16 protein-coding genes are annotated in these 14,984 nt (G+C 66.4%); 10 read left to right on the forward strand and 6 right to left on the reverse strand.

Going from position 1 to position 14,984, the window contains the following annotated elements; all coding sequences use genetic code 11:
• Positions 1–141 precede the first annotated feature (141 nt).
• The 9 genes from CX676_RS17020 to CX676_RS17065 all read left to right on the forward strand — a co-directional run bounded on the left by CX676_RS17020 (position 142) and on the right by CX676_RS17065 (position 8,368).
• Positions 142–1,245: a calcium:proton antiporter gene (locus CX676_RS17020; RefSeq protein ID WP_101753612.1), complete on the forward strand. Its 1,104-nt coding sequence runs from the start codon at positions 142–144 to the stop codon at positions 1,243–1,245.
• A gap of 24 nt (positions 1,246–1,269) precedes the next feature.
• On the forward strand, positions 1,270–2,649 hold the full coding sequence (locus tag CX676_RS17025; RefSeq protein WP_101753613.1) for a cytochrome P450: 1,380 nt from the start codon (positions 1,270–1,272) through the stop codon (positions 2,647–2,649).
• Between the two features lie 125 nt (positions 2,650–2,774).
• Entirely contained in the window at positions 2,775–4,181 is a 1,407-nt protein-coding gene (locus tag CX676_RS17030) for an alanine/glycine:cation symporter family protein (RefSeq protein ID WP_101753614.1), read from the forward strand.
• A gap of 83 nt (positions 4,182–4,264) precedes the next feature.
• The gene (locus CX676_RS17035; protein ID WP_101753615.1) at positions 4,265–4,648 is read left to right on the forward strand and encodes an ArsR/SmtB family transcription factor; all 384 of its coding nucleotides are present in this window, start codon (positions 4,265–4,267) and stop codon (positions 4,646–4,648) included.
• Positions 4,649–4,654: 6 nt separating this feature from the next.
• On the forward strand, positions 4,655–5,323 hold the full coding sequence (locus CX676_RS17040) for an aquaporin (protein ID WP_101753616.1): 669 nt from the start codon (positions 4,655–4,657) through the stop codon (positions 5,321–5,323).
• On the forward strand, positions 5,320–5,667 hold the full coding sequence (locus tag CX676_RS17045; protein ID WP_101753617.1) for an arsenate reductase family protein: 348 nt from the start codon (positions 5,320–5,322) through the stop codon (positions 5,665–5,667). The genes CX676_RS17040 and CX676_RS17045 overlap by 4 nt, the downstream gene beginning before the upstream one ends.
• Positions 5,668–5,913: 246 nt before the next feature.
• Positions 5,914–6,996 carry a phenylalanine--tRNA ligase subunit alpha gene (pheS, locus tag CX676_RS17050; protein WP_101753618.1) on the forward strand — a complete coding sequence of 361 codons (1,083 nt, stop codon included), beginning with the start codon at positions 5,914–5,916 and terminating at the stop codon, positions 6,994–6,996.
• Complete coding sequence (locus CX676_RS22620; protein ID WP_157935983.1) at positions 6,993–7,640, forward strand: hypothetical protein; 648 nt, start codon at positions 6,993–6,995, stop codon at positions 7,638–7,640. Before pheS ends, CX676_RS22620 begins: the two co-directional genes overlap by 4 nt.
• 131 nt (positions 7,641–7,771) lie before the next feature.
• Entirely contained in the window at positions 7,772–8,368 is a 597-nt protein-coding gene (locus CX676_RS17065) for a DUF6173 family protein (RefSeq protein ID WP_101753621.1), read from the forward strand.
• A 4-nt stretch (positions 8,369–8,372) separates the two neighbouring features.
• On the opposite strand, the gene CX676_RS17070 is transcribed toward CX676_RS17065, so the two are convergent.
• Both CX676_RS17070 and CX676_RS17075 read right to left on the reverse strand, forming a co-directional pair.
• Entirely contained in the window at positions 8,373–8,603 is a 231-nt protein-coding gene (locus tag CX676_RS17070) for a hypothetical protein (RefSeq protein WP_101753622.1), read from the reverse strand.
• A gap of 4 nt (positions 8,604–8,607) precedes the next feature.
• Positions 8,608–8,925 (reverse strand): TM2 domain-containing protein, encoded by a 318-nt coding sequence (locus tag CX676_RS17075; RefSeq protein ID WP_101753623.1) that lies wholly within the window; start codon positions 8,923–8,925, stop codon positions 8,608–8,610.
• Between the two features lie 192 nt (positions 8,926–9,117).
• Here CX676_RS17075 and pheT point away from each other — a divergent pair, with 192 nt between their 5' ends.
• A complete protein-coding gene (gene pheT / locus CX676_RS17080; protein ID WP_101753624.1) occupies positions 9,118–11,505 on the forward strand; it encodes a phenylalanine--tRNA ligase subunit beta in 2,388 nt (795 codons plus the stop codon).
• Between the two features lie 54 nt (positions 11,506–11,559).
• On the opposite strand, the gene lpxK is transcribed toward pheT, so the two are convergent.
• The 4 genes from lpxK to CX676_RS17100 all read right to left on the reverse strand — a co-directional run bounded on the left by lpxK (position 11,560) and on the right by CX676_RS17100 (position 14,964).
• Entirely contained in the window at positions 11,560–12,540 is a 981-nt protein-coding gene (gene lpxK / locus CX676_RS17085) for a tetraacyldisaccharide 4'-kinase (protein WP_101753625.1), read from the reverse strand.
• Positions 12,537–13,712, reverse strand: coding sequence for a 3-deoxy-D-manno-octulosonic acid transferase (locus CX676_RS17090; protein ID WP_101753626.1), 1,176 nt, complete (start codon positions 13,710–13,712; stop codon positions 12,537–12,539). Before CX676_RS17090 ends, lpxK begins: the two co-directional genes overlap by 4 nt.
• Positions 13,712–13,957 carry a DUF4170 domain-containing protein gene (locus CX676_RS17095; RefSeq protein ID WP_101753627.1) on the reverse strand — a complete coding sequence of 82 codons (246 nt, stop codon included), beginning with the start codon at positions 13,955–13,957 and terminating at the stop codon, positions 13,712–13,714. Before CX676_RS17095 ends, CX676_RS17090 begins: the two co-directional genes overlap by 1 nt.
• 272 nt (positions 13,958–14,229) lie before the next feature.
• A complete protein-coding gene (locus CX676_RS17100; RefSeq protein ID WP_101753628.1) occupies positions 14,230–14,964 on the reverse strand; it encodes a gamma-glutamylcyclotransferase in 735 nt (244 codons plus the stop codon).
• Positions 14,965–14,984 lie beyond the last annotated feature (20 nt).

Consider the following 14,984-nt stretch of genomic DNA (forward strand, 5'->3'; position numbering starts at 1 on the left):
CGCGAGCGGCAACCCCGCCCGATGCGCGGTCCGGCGCTCGCCCTCTGCTGCGCCTCCACCCTTACAATTTGACGCAACAGAGCCGCGTTTTCCTGCACGCGCCGATTGTCGCAAACCCGGCCCGTTGTTATTCTCGACCTCATGAGCCGTATATTTCACAATCTGCTTCGCGAGCGCGCCATTCTGGCGGTGATCCTGACGCTGGCGATCTTCAACGCCAACCCCCTGGATCTGGCCAAGCCCACCAATGACACGATGGGGCTGATCGGCTTCTTCTGGCTTTTCGGGGTGATGATCTGGGGCGCCTCGGCCGTGGTCCATCATGCCGAGGCGCTGGCCGAGCGATTGGGCGAGCCCTACGGCACGCTGATCCTGACCCTCTCGGTGGTGCTGATCGAGGTGGCGCTGATCGCCTCGGTCATGCTCTCGGGCGATGGCGGGCCGACGCTGGCGCGCGACACGATGTTCGCGGTCTTGATGATCGTGCTGAACGGGCTGGTCGGGTTGTCGCTGCTCTTGGGTGCGCTGCGCTTTGGCGAGCAGAATTACAACCTCGCCGGCGCGGCGGCCTTTCTGACCGTGCTGGTGCCGCTCGCGGTCTTTGGCCTAGTCCTGCCAACCTATACCATCTCCAGCGACACGCCGACCTACACGACCTTTCAGGCGGTGTTCTTCTCGATCATCACGCTGGCTCTGTATCTTGTGTTCCTGTCGATCCAGACCGTGCGCCACAAAGGCTTCTTCAGCGATGCCGAGGAGCCGCCGCTGACGGACGGCCATTCCCATGCGGAGTATCCGAACTGGGCGCATATGCTGCTCTTGATCGCCACGCTGGTTCCGATCGTGCTTCTGTCCAAGAAGATGGGCGCCTTCGTCGATCACAGCTCGGCCGTGCTGCGCCTGCCCGCCGCGCTTGGCGGGGTGCTGATCGCCATCATCGTTCTGGCCGCCGAGGGGATGAGCGCGGTGCGCGCGGCGCTGAGGAACCGGCTGCAGCGGGCGGTGAACCTCTGCCTTGGCGCGGCGCTGTCGACCATCGGACTGACCATTCCGGCGGTGCTGGTCATCGGCATGGTCACGGGCCAGCAGGTGGTGCTGGGTCTGGGGCCGCAGATGCAGGTGCTGCTGGCCCTGACTCTGATCGTTTCGGTTCAGACCTTTGGGGCACGGCGCACGAATGTCTTGCATGGCGCGGTGCATCTGGTCATGTTTCTTGCCTATATCGCCCTGATTTTCGCCCCTTGATCGCCGGTCAGGCCGGCCCCGGACATGAGCGCCCTCGCAGACACGACCGACCATCACCGAACCGATGCCCTGCCGCCGCGCGTGCCGCTGGCAACCAAGCCTCTGGGCATTATCGCCAGCGCCGTCACCGCCCGGCGCAACCTTCTGGAACTGATCCCGGAACTGGCACTGCGTCAGCCGATGGTCTCGGGCAAGACCGGGGTGCGCTTTCACATGGTCATGGACCCGGGCGCGCTGCGCCGGGTGTTGAAGGATCGGGTCGAGGACTACCCGAAATCTGTCGTCACCAAGCTGATCCTGAAGCCCGCCATCGGTGACAGCCTGTTCATCGCCGAGGGTGCGCATTGGCGCTGGCAGCGTCGCGCCGCCGCGCCCGCCTTTTCGCAGCGCACGGTGGAAAGCCTTGCCCCGGTGATGACCGCCGCCGCCGCCGCCTCGCTGCGCCGGCTCTCGGCCGCCACCGGACCGGTCGATGTGTTCGAGGAAACCGTCGCCGCCACCTTCGAGGTGATCTCGGATGTCACCCTCTCGGGCGATGAGGCCTTTGACCGTGACGCCGTCCATGATGCCATCGGCGCCTATATCGCCCAGACCGCCAAGCTGTCGGTCATGGACGTTCTTGGCCTGCCGGGCTGGGTGCCGCGACCGGGTCGGCTGTTTTCGGGCGTCAGCCTCGGGCGGATGAAGCGCGTCGCCGATCAGGCCATCGCCACCCGCGCCGCGCGCGGCAAGCCCGCAGGCACCCCGGACCTCCTGGACCTGCTTCTGGTGGCGCAGGACCCCGAGACGGGCCGCAGCATGAGCCGGACCGAGCTGCGCGACAATCTCCTGACCTTCATCGTCGCCGGCCACGAGACCACGGCGCTGACGCTGGCCTGGGCGCTGTACCTGATGGCCTTTGACCCCGAAGTGCAGGAGCGCGCGGCGGTCGAGGCCCGCACCGTGCTGGGGGATCGTCCGGCTGGCGCGGCGGATGTCGAGCATCTGCCCTATACCATGCGGATCGTGCAGGAGACGCTGCGACTCTATCCGCCCGCCGCCTTCCTGTCGCGCACGGCGCAGGTGCCTGACCGGCTTTGCGGGCGCGAGATCCTGCCGCGCGACACGGTGATGCTGCCGATCTATGCGCTGCATCGCAATCACCTCTTGTGGGAGGAACCCGAGGCGTTCCGCCCCGACCGCTTCCTGACCGCGCCCGACCGCTATGCCTTCCTGCCCTTCGGCGCGGGCCCACGCATCTGCATCGGCGCCAGCTTTGCGCTGCAAGAGGCGGTCATCATCCTTGCCACGCTGCTCGCGCGCCTGCGCTTCGAGGCGGTGCCGGGCCGCGTGCCCGAGCCGCGGATGATCCTGACGCTGCGTCCCCATGGCGGGGTCTGGCTGCGCATTCACCCACGTCGTTGAGCCGGTCGGGGTTGCAAGCCGGCATCACGTCCCGCAGCGCGTGTTAGCGCCTATATCTGCACGCTTGCCGGCTTCACGGTCCTGTTACACACTCCGCAAGCGAGAAACGGGCAGGGGGACATGCCATGGACGCGATCATCGGTTTTCTGAACACGATTTTCTGGGGTTACATCCTGATCTACGGCCTTCTGGCGGTGGGGGTCTACTTTACCATCCGCTTGGGCTTCATCCAGTTCCGGCATTTCGGCGAGATGTGGCGCTGCGTCGTCGGATCGGGCGAGGCCGACAAGAACGGCATCACGCCCTTCCAGGCGCTGACCGTGTCGCTGGCCAGCCGTGTCGGCACCGGCAATATCGCCGGGGTGGCGGTGGCGCTGACCCTTGGCGGGCCGGGCGCGATCTTCTGGATGTGGATGGTGGCCCTGGTCGGCATGGCGACGGCCTATGCCGAATCGGCGCTGGCGCAGCTTTACAAGGTGCATGGCCCCGGTGGCATGTATCGCGGCGGGCCGGCCTATTACATCGCCAACGGGTTGAAGCAGCCATGGCTGGCGGCGATCTTCTCGGTGGCGCTGATCATCTCCTTCGGGCTGGTGTTCAACGCGGTGCAGGCCAATTCCATCGCCGAGGCGGTCAGCGGTGCCTTTGGCGTCAACAAGGCCATCGTCGGCGTGCTGACGGCGGTGCTGACCGCGGTCATCATCTTCGGCGGCATCCCGCAGATCGCGCGGGTGGCCGAGAAGGTCGTGCCGCTGATGGCCGGGATCTATCTGCTGGCCGCGGTCATCGTCATGGTGATGAACATCGGCCATGTGCCGGGCATCCTCATTGGCATCGTCAAGTCCGCCTTCGGGCTGCAAGAGGCGGTCGGCGGCGTCGCCGGGAGTGTCGCTGCGGCGGCACTGAACGGCATCAAGCGCGGCCTCTTCTCGAACGAGGCCGGCATGGGCTCGGCCCCGAACATCGCCGCGGTGGCGACGCCCGACCCGCATCACCCCTCGTCGCAGGGCTTCGTGCAGGCGCTGGGGGTGTTCATCGACACGCTGCTGGTCTGCTCGGCTACGGCGGTCATGATCCTGCTGGCCGATGTCATGCCCTCGGCGGAACTGACCGGGGTGGCGCTGACACAGGCGGCGCTGTCGGATCATTTCGGCAGCTTCGGCCATGTTTTCGTGGCGGTGGCGATCTTCTTCTTCGCCTTCACCTCGATCATCGGCAACTATTCCTATGCCGAGAATGCGGTGGTCTATCTGGGCGCCGGAACGACCGGCATCATGGTGCTGCGGGTCGCCGCGCTGGCCATGGTGATCTGGGGCGCGATCCAGACCGTCGCCACGGTGTTCAACTTCGCTGATGCCAGCATGGGCCTGATGGCCACCATCAACCTGATCGCCATTGTCGCCCTATCGGGGACGATCACCTATGTGACGCGTGACTATCTGGCGCAGCGCAAGGCCGGCAAGCTGCCCAAGTTCCACATCGCCGACCACCCCGAGATCGCTCCGGGTGTGAACCGCGAGATCTGGAAATAAGCGACAGGGCAGGGGGCCTTCGGGCCCCTTGCTTCTGGCAATTAATTCGATAATTCTGGAAATATCGAATTAATGGGGGTCACATGGATTCCAACCAGCCTGCCGAAGCCCATGCCATCCGCGCCCTGACCGCGCTGGGTCAGGATACGCGCCTGCGGGTCTTCCGCGAGCTGGTGCGCCATGCCCATAACGGTCTGACCGCCGGCGAGATCGCCGAGCGCGCCGGCGTCCTGCCCAATACGCTCTCCAGCAACCTCTCGATCCTCGCCAATGCCGGGCTGATCCGCAGCGAGCGCGAGGGACGACATGTCCGATATTTCGTCGAGCTTCCGGGCCTGCGCGGGCTAGTCACCTATCTGGTCGAGGAGTGCTGCGGCGGCCGTCCGGGCGATTGCGCGGCGCTGTTCGACAGCCTCTGCTGCGACCCGGGCCAGAGCGGCCCCGTCGCCAAGACCTGCTGCGCCTGACCCGGCATGAGCGATACCGCCCGCCGTCTTGCCGCCGAGGCCATCGGCACAGGGCTTCTGGTCGCCACCGTCGTCGGCTCGGGCATCATGGCCGAACGGCTGACAGGTGACTCGGCGCTGGCGCTCTTGGCGAATACCCTGCCCGCCGGCGCGATCCTGATCGTGCTCATCACCGTTTTCGGCCCGGTCTCGGGCGCGCATTTCAATCCCGCCGTGAGCATGGTCTTCGCCCTGCAGGGCGCGCTGCCAGCCCGGATGGCGCTGGCCTATGCCGGTGCGCAGATCGCCGGCGGGCTGGTCGGCACGCTGCTGGCGCATGCCATGTTCGAAGCGCCGTTCTGGCTGCCCTCGGCCACCATCCGCAGCGGCCCGGGCCAGTGGATCGCCGAAGCCGTGGCGACGGCCGGGCTGATCACCACCATCCTCGGCGGGCTGCGCGCCCGGCCCGAGGCGGTGCCGGTTCTGGTCGGCCTCTACATCACCGCCGCCTATTGGTTCACCGCCTCGACCAGCTTTGCCAACCCCGCCGTCACCATCGCCCGCACCCTGACCGACAGCTTTTCCGGCATCCGCCCCGCCGATGCGCCCGGCTTCATTGCCGCGCAGCTGGCCGGTGCGGTGCTGGCGGCCGCGCTGTGCCGCTGGCTGTTCAAACCGCAAGGAGCCCCCACATGATCGTCATCTTCCACAACCCCGATTGCGGCACCTCGCGCAATGTCGTCGAGATCACCCGCACCGCAGGCCATGATCCTGTCGTCATCGAGTATCTGCAGACCGGCTGGACCCGTCCCCAGCTTCTGGCCCTTTTCGCCGCTGCCGACCTGACCCCGCGCGAGGCGCTGCGCCTCAACGGCACAAAAGCCGAGGCGCTTGGCCTGCCCGATGCGAGTGACGAGACCATCCTTGACGCCATGGTCGATGACCCGATCCTGGTGAACCGCCCCTTCGTCGCCTGCCCGAACGGCGTGCGCCTCTGCCGCCCGTCCGAGACGGTGCGCGGGCTGATCGACGGGCTGTAGCGGCCCTTGGCCCGTGCGACCAGCACGGGTCGCGCCCGACCCGCCCCAAGGGCGGGCGCATTGCGACGCCGCGACCTGCACGGGCGTCGGATGTGGATTGCACCATAAAGCTCTGCTCGCGCGCTGCCACGAACGCCCACCCCCGGGTCGGGCGCGACCCTCAGCCCTACGTTACCACCCCTTCGCGCTTTCCCCTCGCGCGCCGAAATGCTAACGCATCCCGCGACAAGACGCTCGAGGCACCCGATGGACGACCTGAACCCCCTTCGCCAGCAATGGTTGGACCGCATCACCACCGCCGCCGATCCGGCGCAGATCGAGGAGGTGCGGCTGGCGGCCCTTGGCAAGAAGGGCGAGATCAGCCTGAAGATGCGCGAGTTGGGCAAGATGACGCCCGAGGAACGCCAGACCACCGGCAAGGCCCTGAACGAGCTGCGCGACGAATTGGACGCTGCCCTCCGCGCCCGCAAGCTGGCGCTGGAAGATGCGGCGCTGGACGCGCGCCTTGCCAGCGAATGGCTGGACGTGACCCTGCCGGGCCGCCCGCGCCCCGCCGGCACCATCCACCCGATCAGCCAGGTGATGGACGAGGTGACGGCGATCTTTGCCGATATGGGCTTTGCCGTCGCCGAAGGCCCGCAGGTCGAAAGCGACTGGTACAATTTCGACGCGCTGAACATCGCGCCCGAACATCCCGCCCGGCAGGAGCATGACACCTTCTTCATGCACCGCGCCCCCGGCGATGACCGCCCGCCGCATGTGTTGCGCACCCATACTTCGCCGGTGCAGATCCGCGCCATGCAGGAAACCGGCGCGCCGATCCGCGTCATCGCCCCGGGCCGGGTCTATCGCATGGACATGGACCAGACCCATACGCCGATGTTCCACCAGCTCGAGGGGCTGGCCATCGGCCGCGACATCTCGATGGCCCAGCTGAAATGGACGCTCGAGGAATTCTGCCGCGCCTTCTTCGAGGTGCCCTCGGTCGAACTGCGCTTCCGCGCCAGCCATTTCCCCTTCACCGAACCCTCGGCCGAGGTCGATATCCGCTGTTCCTGGGAAAACGGCCAGCTGAAGATCGGCGAGGGCGACAGCTGGATGGAAATTCTGGGCTCCGGCATGGTGCATCCGCATGTCCTGCGCTCGGGCGGTGTCGATCCCGACGAATGGCAGGGCTTTGCCTTCGGCATGGGCATCGACCGGCTGGCGATGCTGAAATACGGGATTCCGGACCTGCGCGCCTTCTTCGAGGCCGACCTGCGCTGGCTCCGGCACTATGGGTTTGCTGCCGGGGATGTGCCGAGTGTGGCGGGTGGGTTGAGTAGGTGAGTTCTCACCCGACTACAGCTGAAATTTTAGCGGTTTTCTCAAACACTTCACAGCTAATCTCTAGCTTTGCGGTCATTGCTGGCGTCGTTATCGCGTATCAGCAACTTACATCGTGGCGAGATCAACGTCAGGCCACTCGACGAAGTGAAGTGGCGGAAGAAGCTATTCTTTTTGCGAACCGAGTTTCGGACGAACTGAAGCGGATTCGTAATCCACTCGACAGCATTCCAATAGAAGAAAAAGATAACAAGCTCTTCGGGGTGGAGCGGCGCTATCGATGGCTTGTCGAGGCCAACGAGCTTTTTGCAGAGGCAAGAGTGGTTCAGATAAAGCTCAAGGCGGTGCTGGGAGATGACCAACTTGATAGGGACTATGACGAGCTGCTGAAGATAAGGAACAGCGTTGCGGCGTCGATCCAAGTTTATGCAGACTTAGTTCGTGAGCCGCCTGATCAACATGATCCAGCCTTACGGCAACTGCAATTGGAATCGAGGCGAGTGATCTGGGGGCACTATGGCGACAATGACGAACTGGGCAGCAAGCAGTTGGCCGCTCTGAAAAATATCGAAGATGCACTTCTGGGCTATGTTCGCATGCAGCAAAAGGTAGTGCGGCGGCCCACTCCACCACGCTATCACACGTAGGAACCGTAGGGTGGGGTTCCACCCCACCAAGCTCCCCCTCCCTGACCGCACATCCCGGTGAATCCCCCCTCCCATCCCTTCACCTTCCCGCCCCTTTCGCGCATTCTAAGAAAAAACCACAAGGCGGGCAGATGATGATGACCAGGACACCGAAAACCAGAACCGAGCCGAAGCTGACCAAGCCCGCGCGGACCACGCCCGAGCTGAAGGCGCCGACCGCCCCTCCCAAGGCCGCCCCCAAGACGGCGACGAAACCCGAGCAGAAACCCCTCGCCGCCCCCTCGGGTGCGCCGAAATTCGCCGGTGCCCCCACCATCATCCCGCCCGCCGCCACCCCACCCGCCATCACCATCCCGGTTCCGGCCATTGCCGAGGATCTCTGGCCGCAAGAGGATGCGGCGGATCAGGCCACGCTTCATGCCGCCGAAGAGGTGTTCAACCATCTGCTGGCGCGGGTGAAGGAGTTTCAGGCGAACCTGCCCGCCCATCACGAGCTGGGCATCCAGCTGGCGAATTACGGTGGAGAGCGCGCGCTGCATGTGCGCGGCATGGGCTTTCGCAACCCGAACATCATCGAATTCTATGGGCTTCTGGATGGCGACCGGCAGGTCACCGTGGTTCAGCATGTCTCGCAGCTGAATTTTCTGCTGATCGCGGTGCCGCCGGTGGCCGAGCAGGAACCCTATCGCATCGGCTTCGGCGCGGAACTGCGCACCGACAGGGGCTGATCCGCTAGATCCACCAGGGTTTCCCGATCAGCCAGACGATCAGCGCCATCATCACCGTGGCCGCGCCCATCACCAGGTTGAACGGGGAGCCGGCGATCAGCGCCATGGCCAGCAGGACCAGCCACAGCGCCACGATCATCAGCCGCGCCTTGCGCAGGCCTGCCGCCAGATGCCACATCCCGATCGCCCCGCCGCAGAGGAGGACGGTCCCAGTGGTGACCAGCAGGGCCTGCACCGGATCAGTACCGCGCCAGTTCCGAGGCGATGCGCTGGCGGTTCACGGCATTGTCTTCCTCGATCATGCCGGGGATGAGGAACAGGTCCACGATCACCCAGAGGCAGACGAAGCCCAGCAGCGGGAAGCCGATCAGGATCGGCGCGGTCAGCCAGCCGAGGCCCCAGGTCGCCGCCATCAGGATGCCGCTGTCCCAGCGGCCCAGATAGATCCGGTGCACGCCAAAGCCCCAGAGGAAGATCAGAAGCAGATAGGCGACCAGCGGCGATTTCGCCTCGTTGGTCACGCGCTGCTCGATCAGCAGTTGCTCTTGCACGGTCATCGGCCCTTGGTCCTTTCTCGACAGTCAGGGTGAATGTTCATGGGATTAACATAGGGGCTCGCGGGGCCGAAACAAGACCCGTGGCGGCGTCTTCTGCAGCTCTGGGCGGCACCGGCCTACCAATCCCCGCGCACATCGGTTAGACCCGCGCCAAAGCGAACACGGCCCCGGCCCGCAGCGACGGTTTCTGACATGAAATTCACCCTTTCCTGGCTCAAAGAGCATCTCGACACCACGGCCTCGCTTGACGAGATCACCGAGGCCCTGACCGATCTCGGCCTCGAGGTCGAAGAGGTCGCCGATCCGGCGGGCAAGCTGAGGAATTTCACCATCGCCAAGGTGCTGGAGGCAACGCCCCATCCCGATGCCGACCGCCTGCGGGTGCTGAAGGTGGCGACCGACGAGGGCGAGAAGCAGATCGTCTGCGGGGCGCCCAATGCAAGGGCCGGGTTGATCGGCGTTCTGGCCAAGCCCGGCGATTACGTCCCCGGCATCGACACCACGCTGAGCGTCGGCAAGATCCGCGGCATCGAGAGCCATGGCATGATGGCCTCGGAACGCGAGCTGGAGCTGTCGGACGAGCATAACGGCATCATCGAACTGCCCTCGGGCGAGGTCGGGCAGCGCTTCACCGACTGGCTGGCGGCGAACGCGCCCGAGAAGATCGATCCGATGATCCATGTGAAGATCACCCCGAACCGCCCCGACGCGCTTGGCGTCCACGGCATCGCCCGCGATCTTGCGGCGCGCGGTCTGGGCGTGCTGAAGCCGGTGCGCTCGGTGCAGATCGCCGGCAGCTTCCCCTCGCCGATCGGCGTCACCATCGCCCCCGAGGTTGCCGCCAAGGTGCCCTTCTTCTCAGGCCGGCTGGTGCGCGGCGTCAAGAACGGCCCCAGCCCCGACTGGTTGCAGAAACGCCTGCGGGCCATCGGGCTGCGTCCGATCAGCAAGCTGGTCGACATCACCAATTTCTTCACCTTCGACCTGAACCGCCCGCTGCATGTCTTCGACGCGGCCAAGGTCCATGGCGACCTGATCCTGCGCCCCGCCAAGCCGGGCGAAGAGATCGTGGCGCTGGATGACAAGACCTATGCCCTGCCCGAAGGCGCGGTGGTGATCTGCGACGCCAATGGCCCGGAAAGCATCGCCGGCATCATGGGCGGCGCTGCCTCGGGGTCCACCGACGAGACCATCGATGTCTTCATCGAGGCCGCCTATTTCGACCCGATCAGCACCGCCGCCACCGGCCGGGCGCTGAAGATCAATTCCGACGCCCGCTATCGCTTCGAGCGCGGCATCGACCCGGCCTTCACCCTTGAGGGGCTGGAACTGGCGACGCAGATGGTGATCGACCTCTGCGGCGGCGAGCCGTCCGAGGTGGTCACGGCGGGGGCGATCCCGACCAGCGACCGCGCCTATCGGCTGAACCCGGCCCGCGTCGCCAGCCTCGTCGGCCTTGATATTCCCGAGGCCACGCAGCGCGCCACGCTGGAGGCGCTCGGCTTCCAGCTGGAAGGTGACATGGCCCATCCGCCCAGCTGGCGCCCCGATGTTCTGGGCGAGGCCGATCTGGTCGAGGAAATCGCCCGCATCGCCAGCCTCACAAAGCTCGAGGGCAAACCGCTGCCGCGCCCGCAGCGGGGCGTGCCGCTGCCGGTGCTGACGCCCCTGCAGATGCGCGAGAAGGCCGCCCGCCGTCAGGCTGCGGCCCTGGGTTACAATGAATGCGTGACCTACAGCTTCATCGACCAGCCATCGGCAGAACTGTTCGGCGGCGGCACCGATGCCGTGCGCGTCGAGAACCCGATCAGCAGCGAGATGACCCATCTCCGCCCCGATCTGCTACCCGGCCTTCTGGCCGCCGCCGCCCGCAACCAGGCGCGCGGCCTCGCCGATCTGGCGCTGTTCGAGGTCGGTCCGGTCTTCTCGGGCGGCGAGCCGGGCGATCAGGCGCTGCAACTCAGCGGTCTTCTGGTCGGTTCGACCACGCCGCGCGATCCCTTTGGCAGCCGCCGCAAGGTCGATCTCTATGACGCCAAGGCCGATGCCGAGGCAGTGCTGGCCGCCATCGGTGCGCCGGCCAAGGCCCAGATCAACCGCAAGCTGGACGGCTGGTGGCATCCGGGTCGGTCGGGCAATATCGCGCTGGGGCCGAATGTGCTGGCAAGCTTCGGCGAGATCCATCCCAAGATCCTGCGCGAGATGGATGTTAAAGGCCCGGCGGTCGGCTTCACCATCCGGCTGATGAATGTGCCCTTCCCCAAGGTCAAGACGCCCACCCGCCCGGCGCTGGAGGCCTCGGGCCTGCAGGCGGTCGAGCGTGACTTTGCCTTTGTCGTGGAGGCCCAGGTCGAGGCGCTGACGCTGGTCAATGCCGCCGCCGGGGCCGACAAGGCGCTGATCGAGAAGGTCACGGTCTTTGACCAGTTCACCGGGCTCGAGGGCGGCAGGAAGTCGATCGCCATCACCGCCCGGCTGCAGCCGCGCGACAAAACCCTGACCGATGCCGAGATCGAGGCGGTCAGCCAGAAGATCATCGAGAAGGTGCAGAAGGCCACCGGCGGCACGCTGCGCGCCTGAGCTTTCACCTGGTCCAAATATCCTCGGGGGTCCGGGGGCGGAAAGCCCCCGGTGTCACGCCGGAAACAGGCGATCCAGCGCATCCGTGAGCGGCGCCGGATCGCTGATCTGCAACCGCACCGGCAGGGCCAGAACCTTCGGTCGGAAGTCGCGCGGCAGCCGGACAGCGTCCTTCTCGGTGGTGACCAGCTGCGCACCCGACAGCCGCGCCTCGGTTTCTAGCCGGGTCAGCAGCCCGGCGGTGAAGGGCTGGTGATCGTCCAGCGCCTCGCCCCGGACAAGATCGGCGCCCAATCCTGCAAGCGTGGCGAAGAACTTCTCGGGATGGCCGATCCCGGCAAAGGCGAGGACCCGGTGGCCCTGCCAGTCGATGCCGGTCTGCAAGGGTTCCAGCGCGCCCCTGAGACGCGGAATGCCGCCGGGCGCGGGAAATCGCGCCTGCGCGGCTTCAGGTCCGATCGACAGCAGTAGATCGGCCCGTTGAAGCCCCACATCCACCGGCTCGCGCAGCGGACCGGCGGGCAGACAGAGCCCATTGCCAAACCCCTTGGCGGCATCGACCACGATCAGCGACAGGTCATGGGCCAGCGCCGGGTCCTGAAACCCGTCATCAAGGATGATCGCCTGCGCCCCGGCGGCGATGGCCGCGCGCGCGCCGGCCAGACGGTCCCTCGACACCCAAACCGGTCCGAAGGCCGAGATCAGCAGCGGCTCGTCCCCGGTCAGGGCGGCGTCATGGCTGCGCTCGTCGACCCTGAGCGGCCCCTCTGCCGAACCGCCATAACCGCGCGAAACCACATGCGCCGCCACTCCGCGCGACTGCAGCGCCTGCAGCAGGTGGATGACCGTCGGCGTCTTGCCGGTGCCGCCGGCATTCAGGTTGCCGACACAGATGACCGGCACCGAGAGTTTCTCGCGCGCGCCGCGGGCCAGCCGCCGTGCGGTGCCGGCAGCATAGAAAGCTGCGAGCGGCGACAAGAGCCGCGCTGTAAGCGTCGGCGGGCGGTAATACCAGAAACCGGGTGGGCGGCTCATGCCTTGATCCCTTTCAGCAGGTTCAGCACCGAGCGGGCGATCTCCAGCGCGACGCCGGCGCCGCCGGTGCTGACGGCCCAGGCATTGGCGGCCAGGGTGGCGACCTGCTGGGCCTGCGACAGCTGCGTGACCGCAGCCGCCAGATCGCCGGCATCGCGCAACCGCCGGGTCGCGCCGGCGCCGTCGAGCTGGCGCCAGACCACCTCGTAGCGCCCGATCTGCGGCCCGTGCATGATCGCTGACCCCAGCGAAGCCGGCTCGAAGGGATGGCGTGCGGCGGCGTCATCCTCGGAAAGCGTGCCGCCCATGTAGCAAAGCGGCGCCAGCCGGTACCACAGGCCCAACTCCTGTGCATCCTCTGCGAATTGCACCTGCACCTCGGTCGTCGGGTCCTCGTCGGCATTGCGCCGCGCCACCACCAGCCCGCCCGCCTCGAAACGGTCGGCCATGGCATCGGCCACGGCCGGATCGGCAGGGTTCACCACCAGCAGCGCCTTGTGCGAATGACGCAGCGCCGCCAGATGCGCCTGGAACACCGCCTCTTCCTCGGCCACGGGCAGGGCGGTGGCCAGCCAGACATGCCGCCCGCGCAGCATCGCGGCCAGCGTCATGCGCTCGCCCTCGAAGCCGGGCAGGGGATCGCGGATCTCTGTCACCGGCCCGGTCAGGCGGATGCGCGCGGCGGGCAGGCCCATCCCGAGCGCGGCCTTGCGGCTGGCCTCGTCGGTGACGCAGATCACCTCGGCCGGTTCCAGAAGGTGCCGCTGCAGGCTGCGCTCCAGCCCCCAGATGGGCTTCTCGCGGATCGCGATCTGGCCCAGGACCAGCGGCGTCGCCCCGGCTTCGGCGGCGCTGATCAGGGCGGCGGGCAGGTCATCGCCCAAGAGCAGGATGGCCCGCGGCTGCGCCTCGGCCAGCAGTTGCGGCGCGGCGACCGGATCGTCGGCCACATCGGGCAGGCCGTCGCGGCCGAGAAACAGGATGCGCAGGTCAGGCGTGGCCTTGCGCATTGCCGCCACCACCTGATCCGCCGCCGCCGCCGCATCGGGGGTGGACCGCAGGATCAAGAGCGGCCCCTTGCCCGGCGGCAGCGACAGGTTCTGCAACCGCACGCCGCGCTTGCGGCGCAGCTCCAGCCATAGCCCAAGCGAACCAAGGCTGGAGCGTGACATCAGCTGCCCAGTTCCTCGGTCGGGCTGACCGGGGTTTCCTCGTCGCGCAGCCGGTGCAGGTGCGCGATGAAATAGCGGGTCTGGGCGCTGTCGACGGTGCGATGCGCCTCGGCCTTCCAGGCGTTGTAGGCCTGTTCGTAATTCGGGAAGATGCCGACGACATGGATCTGGCTGGTGTCGCGGAACTCGGTCTTCTGCGGATCGACAAGTTCGCCGCCGAAGACAAGGTGCAAACGCTGGCTCATAGGGCCTCCTGCAATTCGTTTCGCGGGGGAAATTACCCTGTGCCGGCGGGGAACTCTAGCAAGATTGTCTCAAAGGCTAAGGGCTTTGAATTTGCTGGGAATCGGCAGGTGAGGTATCACCAGAGGGTGAGCGGGCAGAAGGTCGCCCCGGTGAGTTTCAAACCCTGACAGAATGCCTGCGGTGGAAGTGGGGCGCATGGGGGGAGGGTTCCGGTTGACCTGTATGCGACCGGAACCCTTTCTCTCGTAGCTGCTTTACCTCCGGGCTGACGTTACCCCTGCGGTTGGTTCCACTCTTGCTTGCCGTCCGCCCTGTTCCGGTCGATTTCCTCGGCAACCAGCCGCTGCAGCCGCCATAGCCCGCTGTCATGGATGCCCATCTCCTCAAGATGCGAGACGGTGTTGAAAAGATACTCCGCCCCGCTGCCCCAATGCCCGCAAGACACCGCCAGCGTCTGCGCGACCTCTTCCAGCGGTAGGCGTCCGGCATAGTTGGGCGACTGGCGGTTCATCACGAAACCCAGCGCCTTGACCGGGCCGGATGCGGTCTGCACCGTCAACCAGCGCGGAATGTTGTTGATCGGCTTCATGGTGAACTCGCGGCGGAACAGCCGGTGCAGCTGCGCCTCGAGATCCTCCATCGGCAACTCATACAGCACGCCCCGGCACTGTCCGCCACGGTCCAGCACCATCATCAGGCCGGGCTTGTCCAGCGTGCCGCGAAAACGCAGGGCGCGCAGGCAGAAGGCGCGGTGCCAGCCGCGCGCGATGCCGACCTGTTCGGCGCGGTGTTCAAGCTCGGGTTTCCAGATCAGCGAGCCATAGGCGAAAAGCTGGATTGGCCGGTCGGGCGCGGGGCGGCCGGCGAGGATGCGGGCGACCCAATCGTCATAATCGGCATCCGTGTGCTGTTCGGCCCCGGGTGGCGGGCCGGCATCCGCGACAACCCGCTGGACATGGGCGACGTGGTCCGACGTCAGTGACAGGCGCCTCGATTTCTCCTGCATCCTGCCTCCCCGTTCCGCAG

It is taken from the genome of Paracoccus zhejiangensis, assembly GCF_002847445.1.
In the GTDB taxonomy this organism is placed as follows: domain Bacteria; phylum Pseudomonadota; class Alphaproteobacteria; order Rhodobacterales; family Rhodobacteraceae; genus Paracoccus; species Paracoccus zhejiangensis.

Bases quoted from the DNA above. Each gene is read 5' to 3' on its own strand.
- CX676_RS17020 (WP_101753612.1), top strand. From the start codon at position 142: ATGAGCCGTATATTTCACAATCTGCTTCGCGAGCGCGCCATTCTGGCG.
- CX676_RS17025 (WP_101753613.1), top strand. From the start codon at position 1,270: ATGAGCGCCCTCGCAGACACGACCGACCATCACCGAACCGATGCCCTG.
- CX676_RS17030 (WP_101753614.1), top strand. From the start codon at position 2,775: ATGGACGCGATCATCGGTTTTCTGAACACGATTTTCTGGGGTTACATC.
- CX676_RS17035 (WP_101753615.1), top strand. From the start codon at position 4,265: ATGGATTCCAACCAGCCTGCCGAAGCCCATGCCATCCGCGCCCTGACC.
- CX676_RS17040 (WP_101753616.1), top strand. From the start codon at position 4,655: ATGAGCGATACCGCCCGCCGTCTTGCCGCCGAGGCCATCGGCACAGGG.
- CX676_RS17045 (WP_101753617.1), top strand. From the start codon at position 5,320: ATGATCGTCATCTTCCACAACCCCGATTGCGGCACCTCGCGCAATGTC.
- pheS (WP_101753618.1), top strand. From the start codon at position 5,914: ATGGACGACCTGAACCCCCTTCGCCAGCAATGGTTGGACCGCATCACC.
- CX676_RS17065 (WP_101753621.1), top strand. From the start codon at position 7,772: ATGATGATGACCAGGACACCGAAAACCAGAACCGAGCCGAAGCTGACC.
- CX676_RS17075 (WP_101753623.1), bottom strand. From the start codon at position 8,925: ATGACCGTGCAAGAGCAACTGCTGATCGAGCAGCGCGTGACCAACGAG.
- pheT (WP_101753624.1), top strand. From the start codon at position 9,118: ATGAAATTCACCCTTTCCTGGCTCAAAGAGCATCTCGACACCACGGCC.
- lpxK (WP_101753625.1), bottom strand. From the start codon at position 12,540: ATGAGCCGCCCACCCGGTTTCTGGTATTACCGCCCGCCGACGCTTACA.
- CX676_RS17090 (WP_101753626.1), bottom strand. From the start codon at position 13,712: ATGTCACGCTCCAGCCTTGGTTCGCTTGGGCTATGGCTGGAGCTGCGC.
- CX676_RS17095 (WP_101753627.1), bottom strand. From the start codon at position 13,957: ATGAGCCAGCGTTTGCACCTTGTCTTCGGCGGCGAACTTGTCGATCCG.
- CX676_RS17100 (WP_101753628.1), bottom strand. From the start codon at position 14,964: ATGCAGGAGAAATCGAGGCGCCTGTCACTGACGTCGGACCACGTCGCC.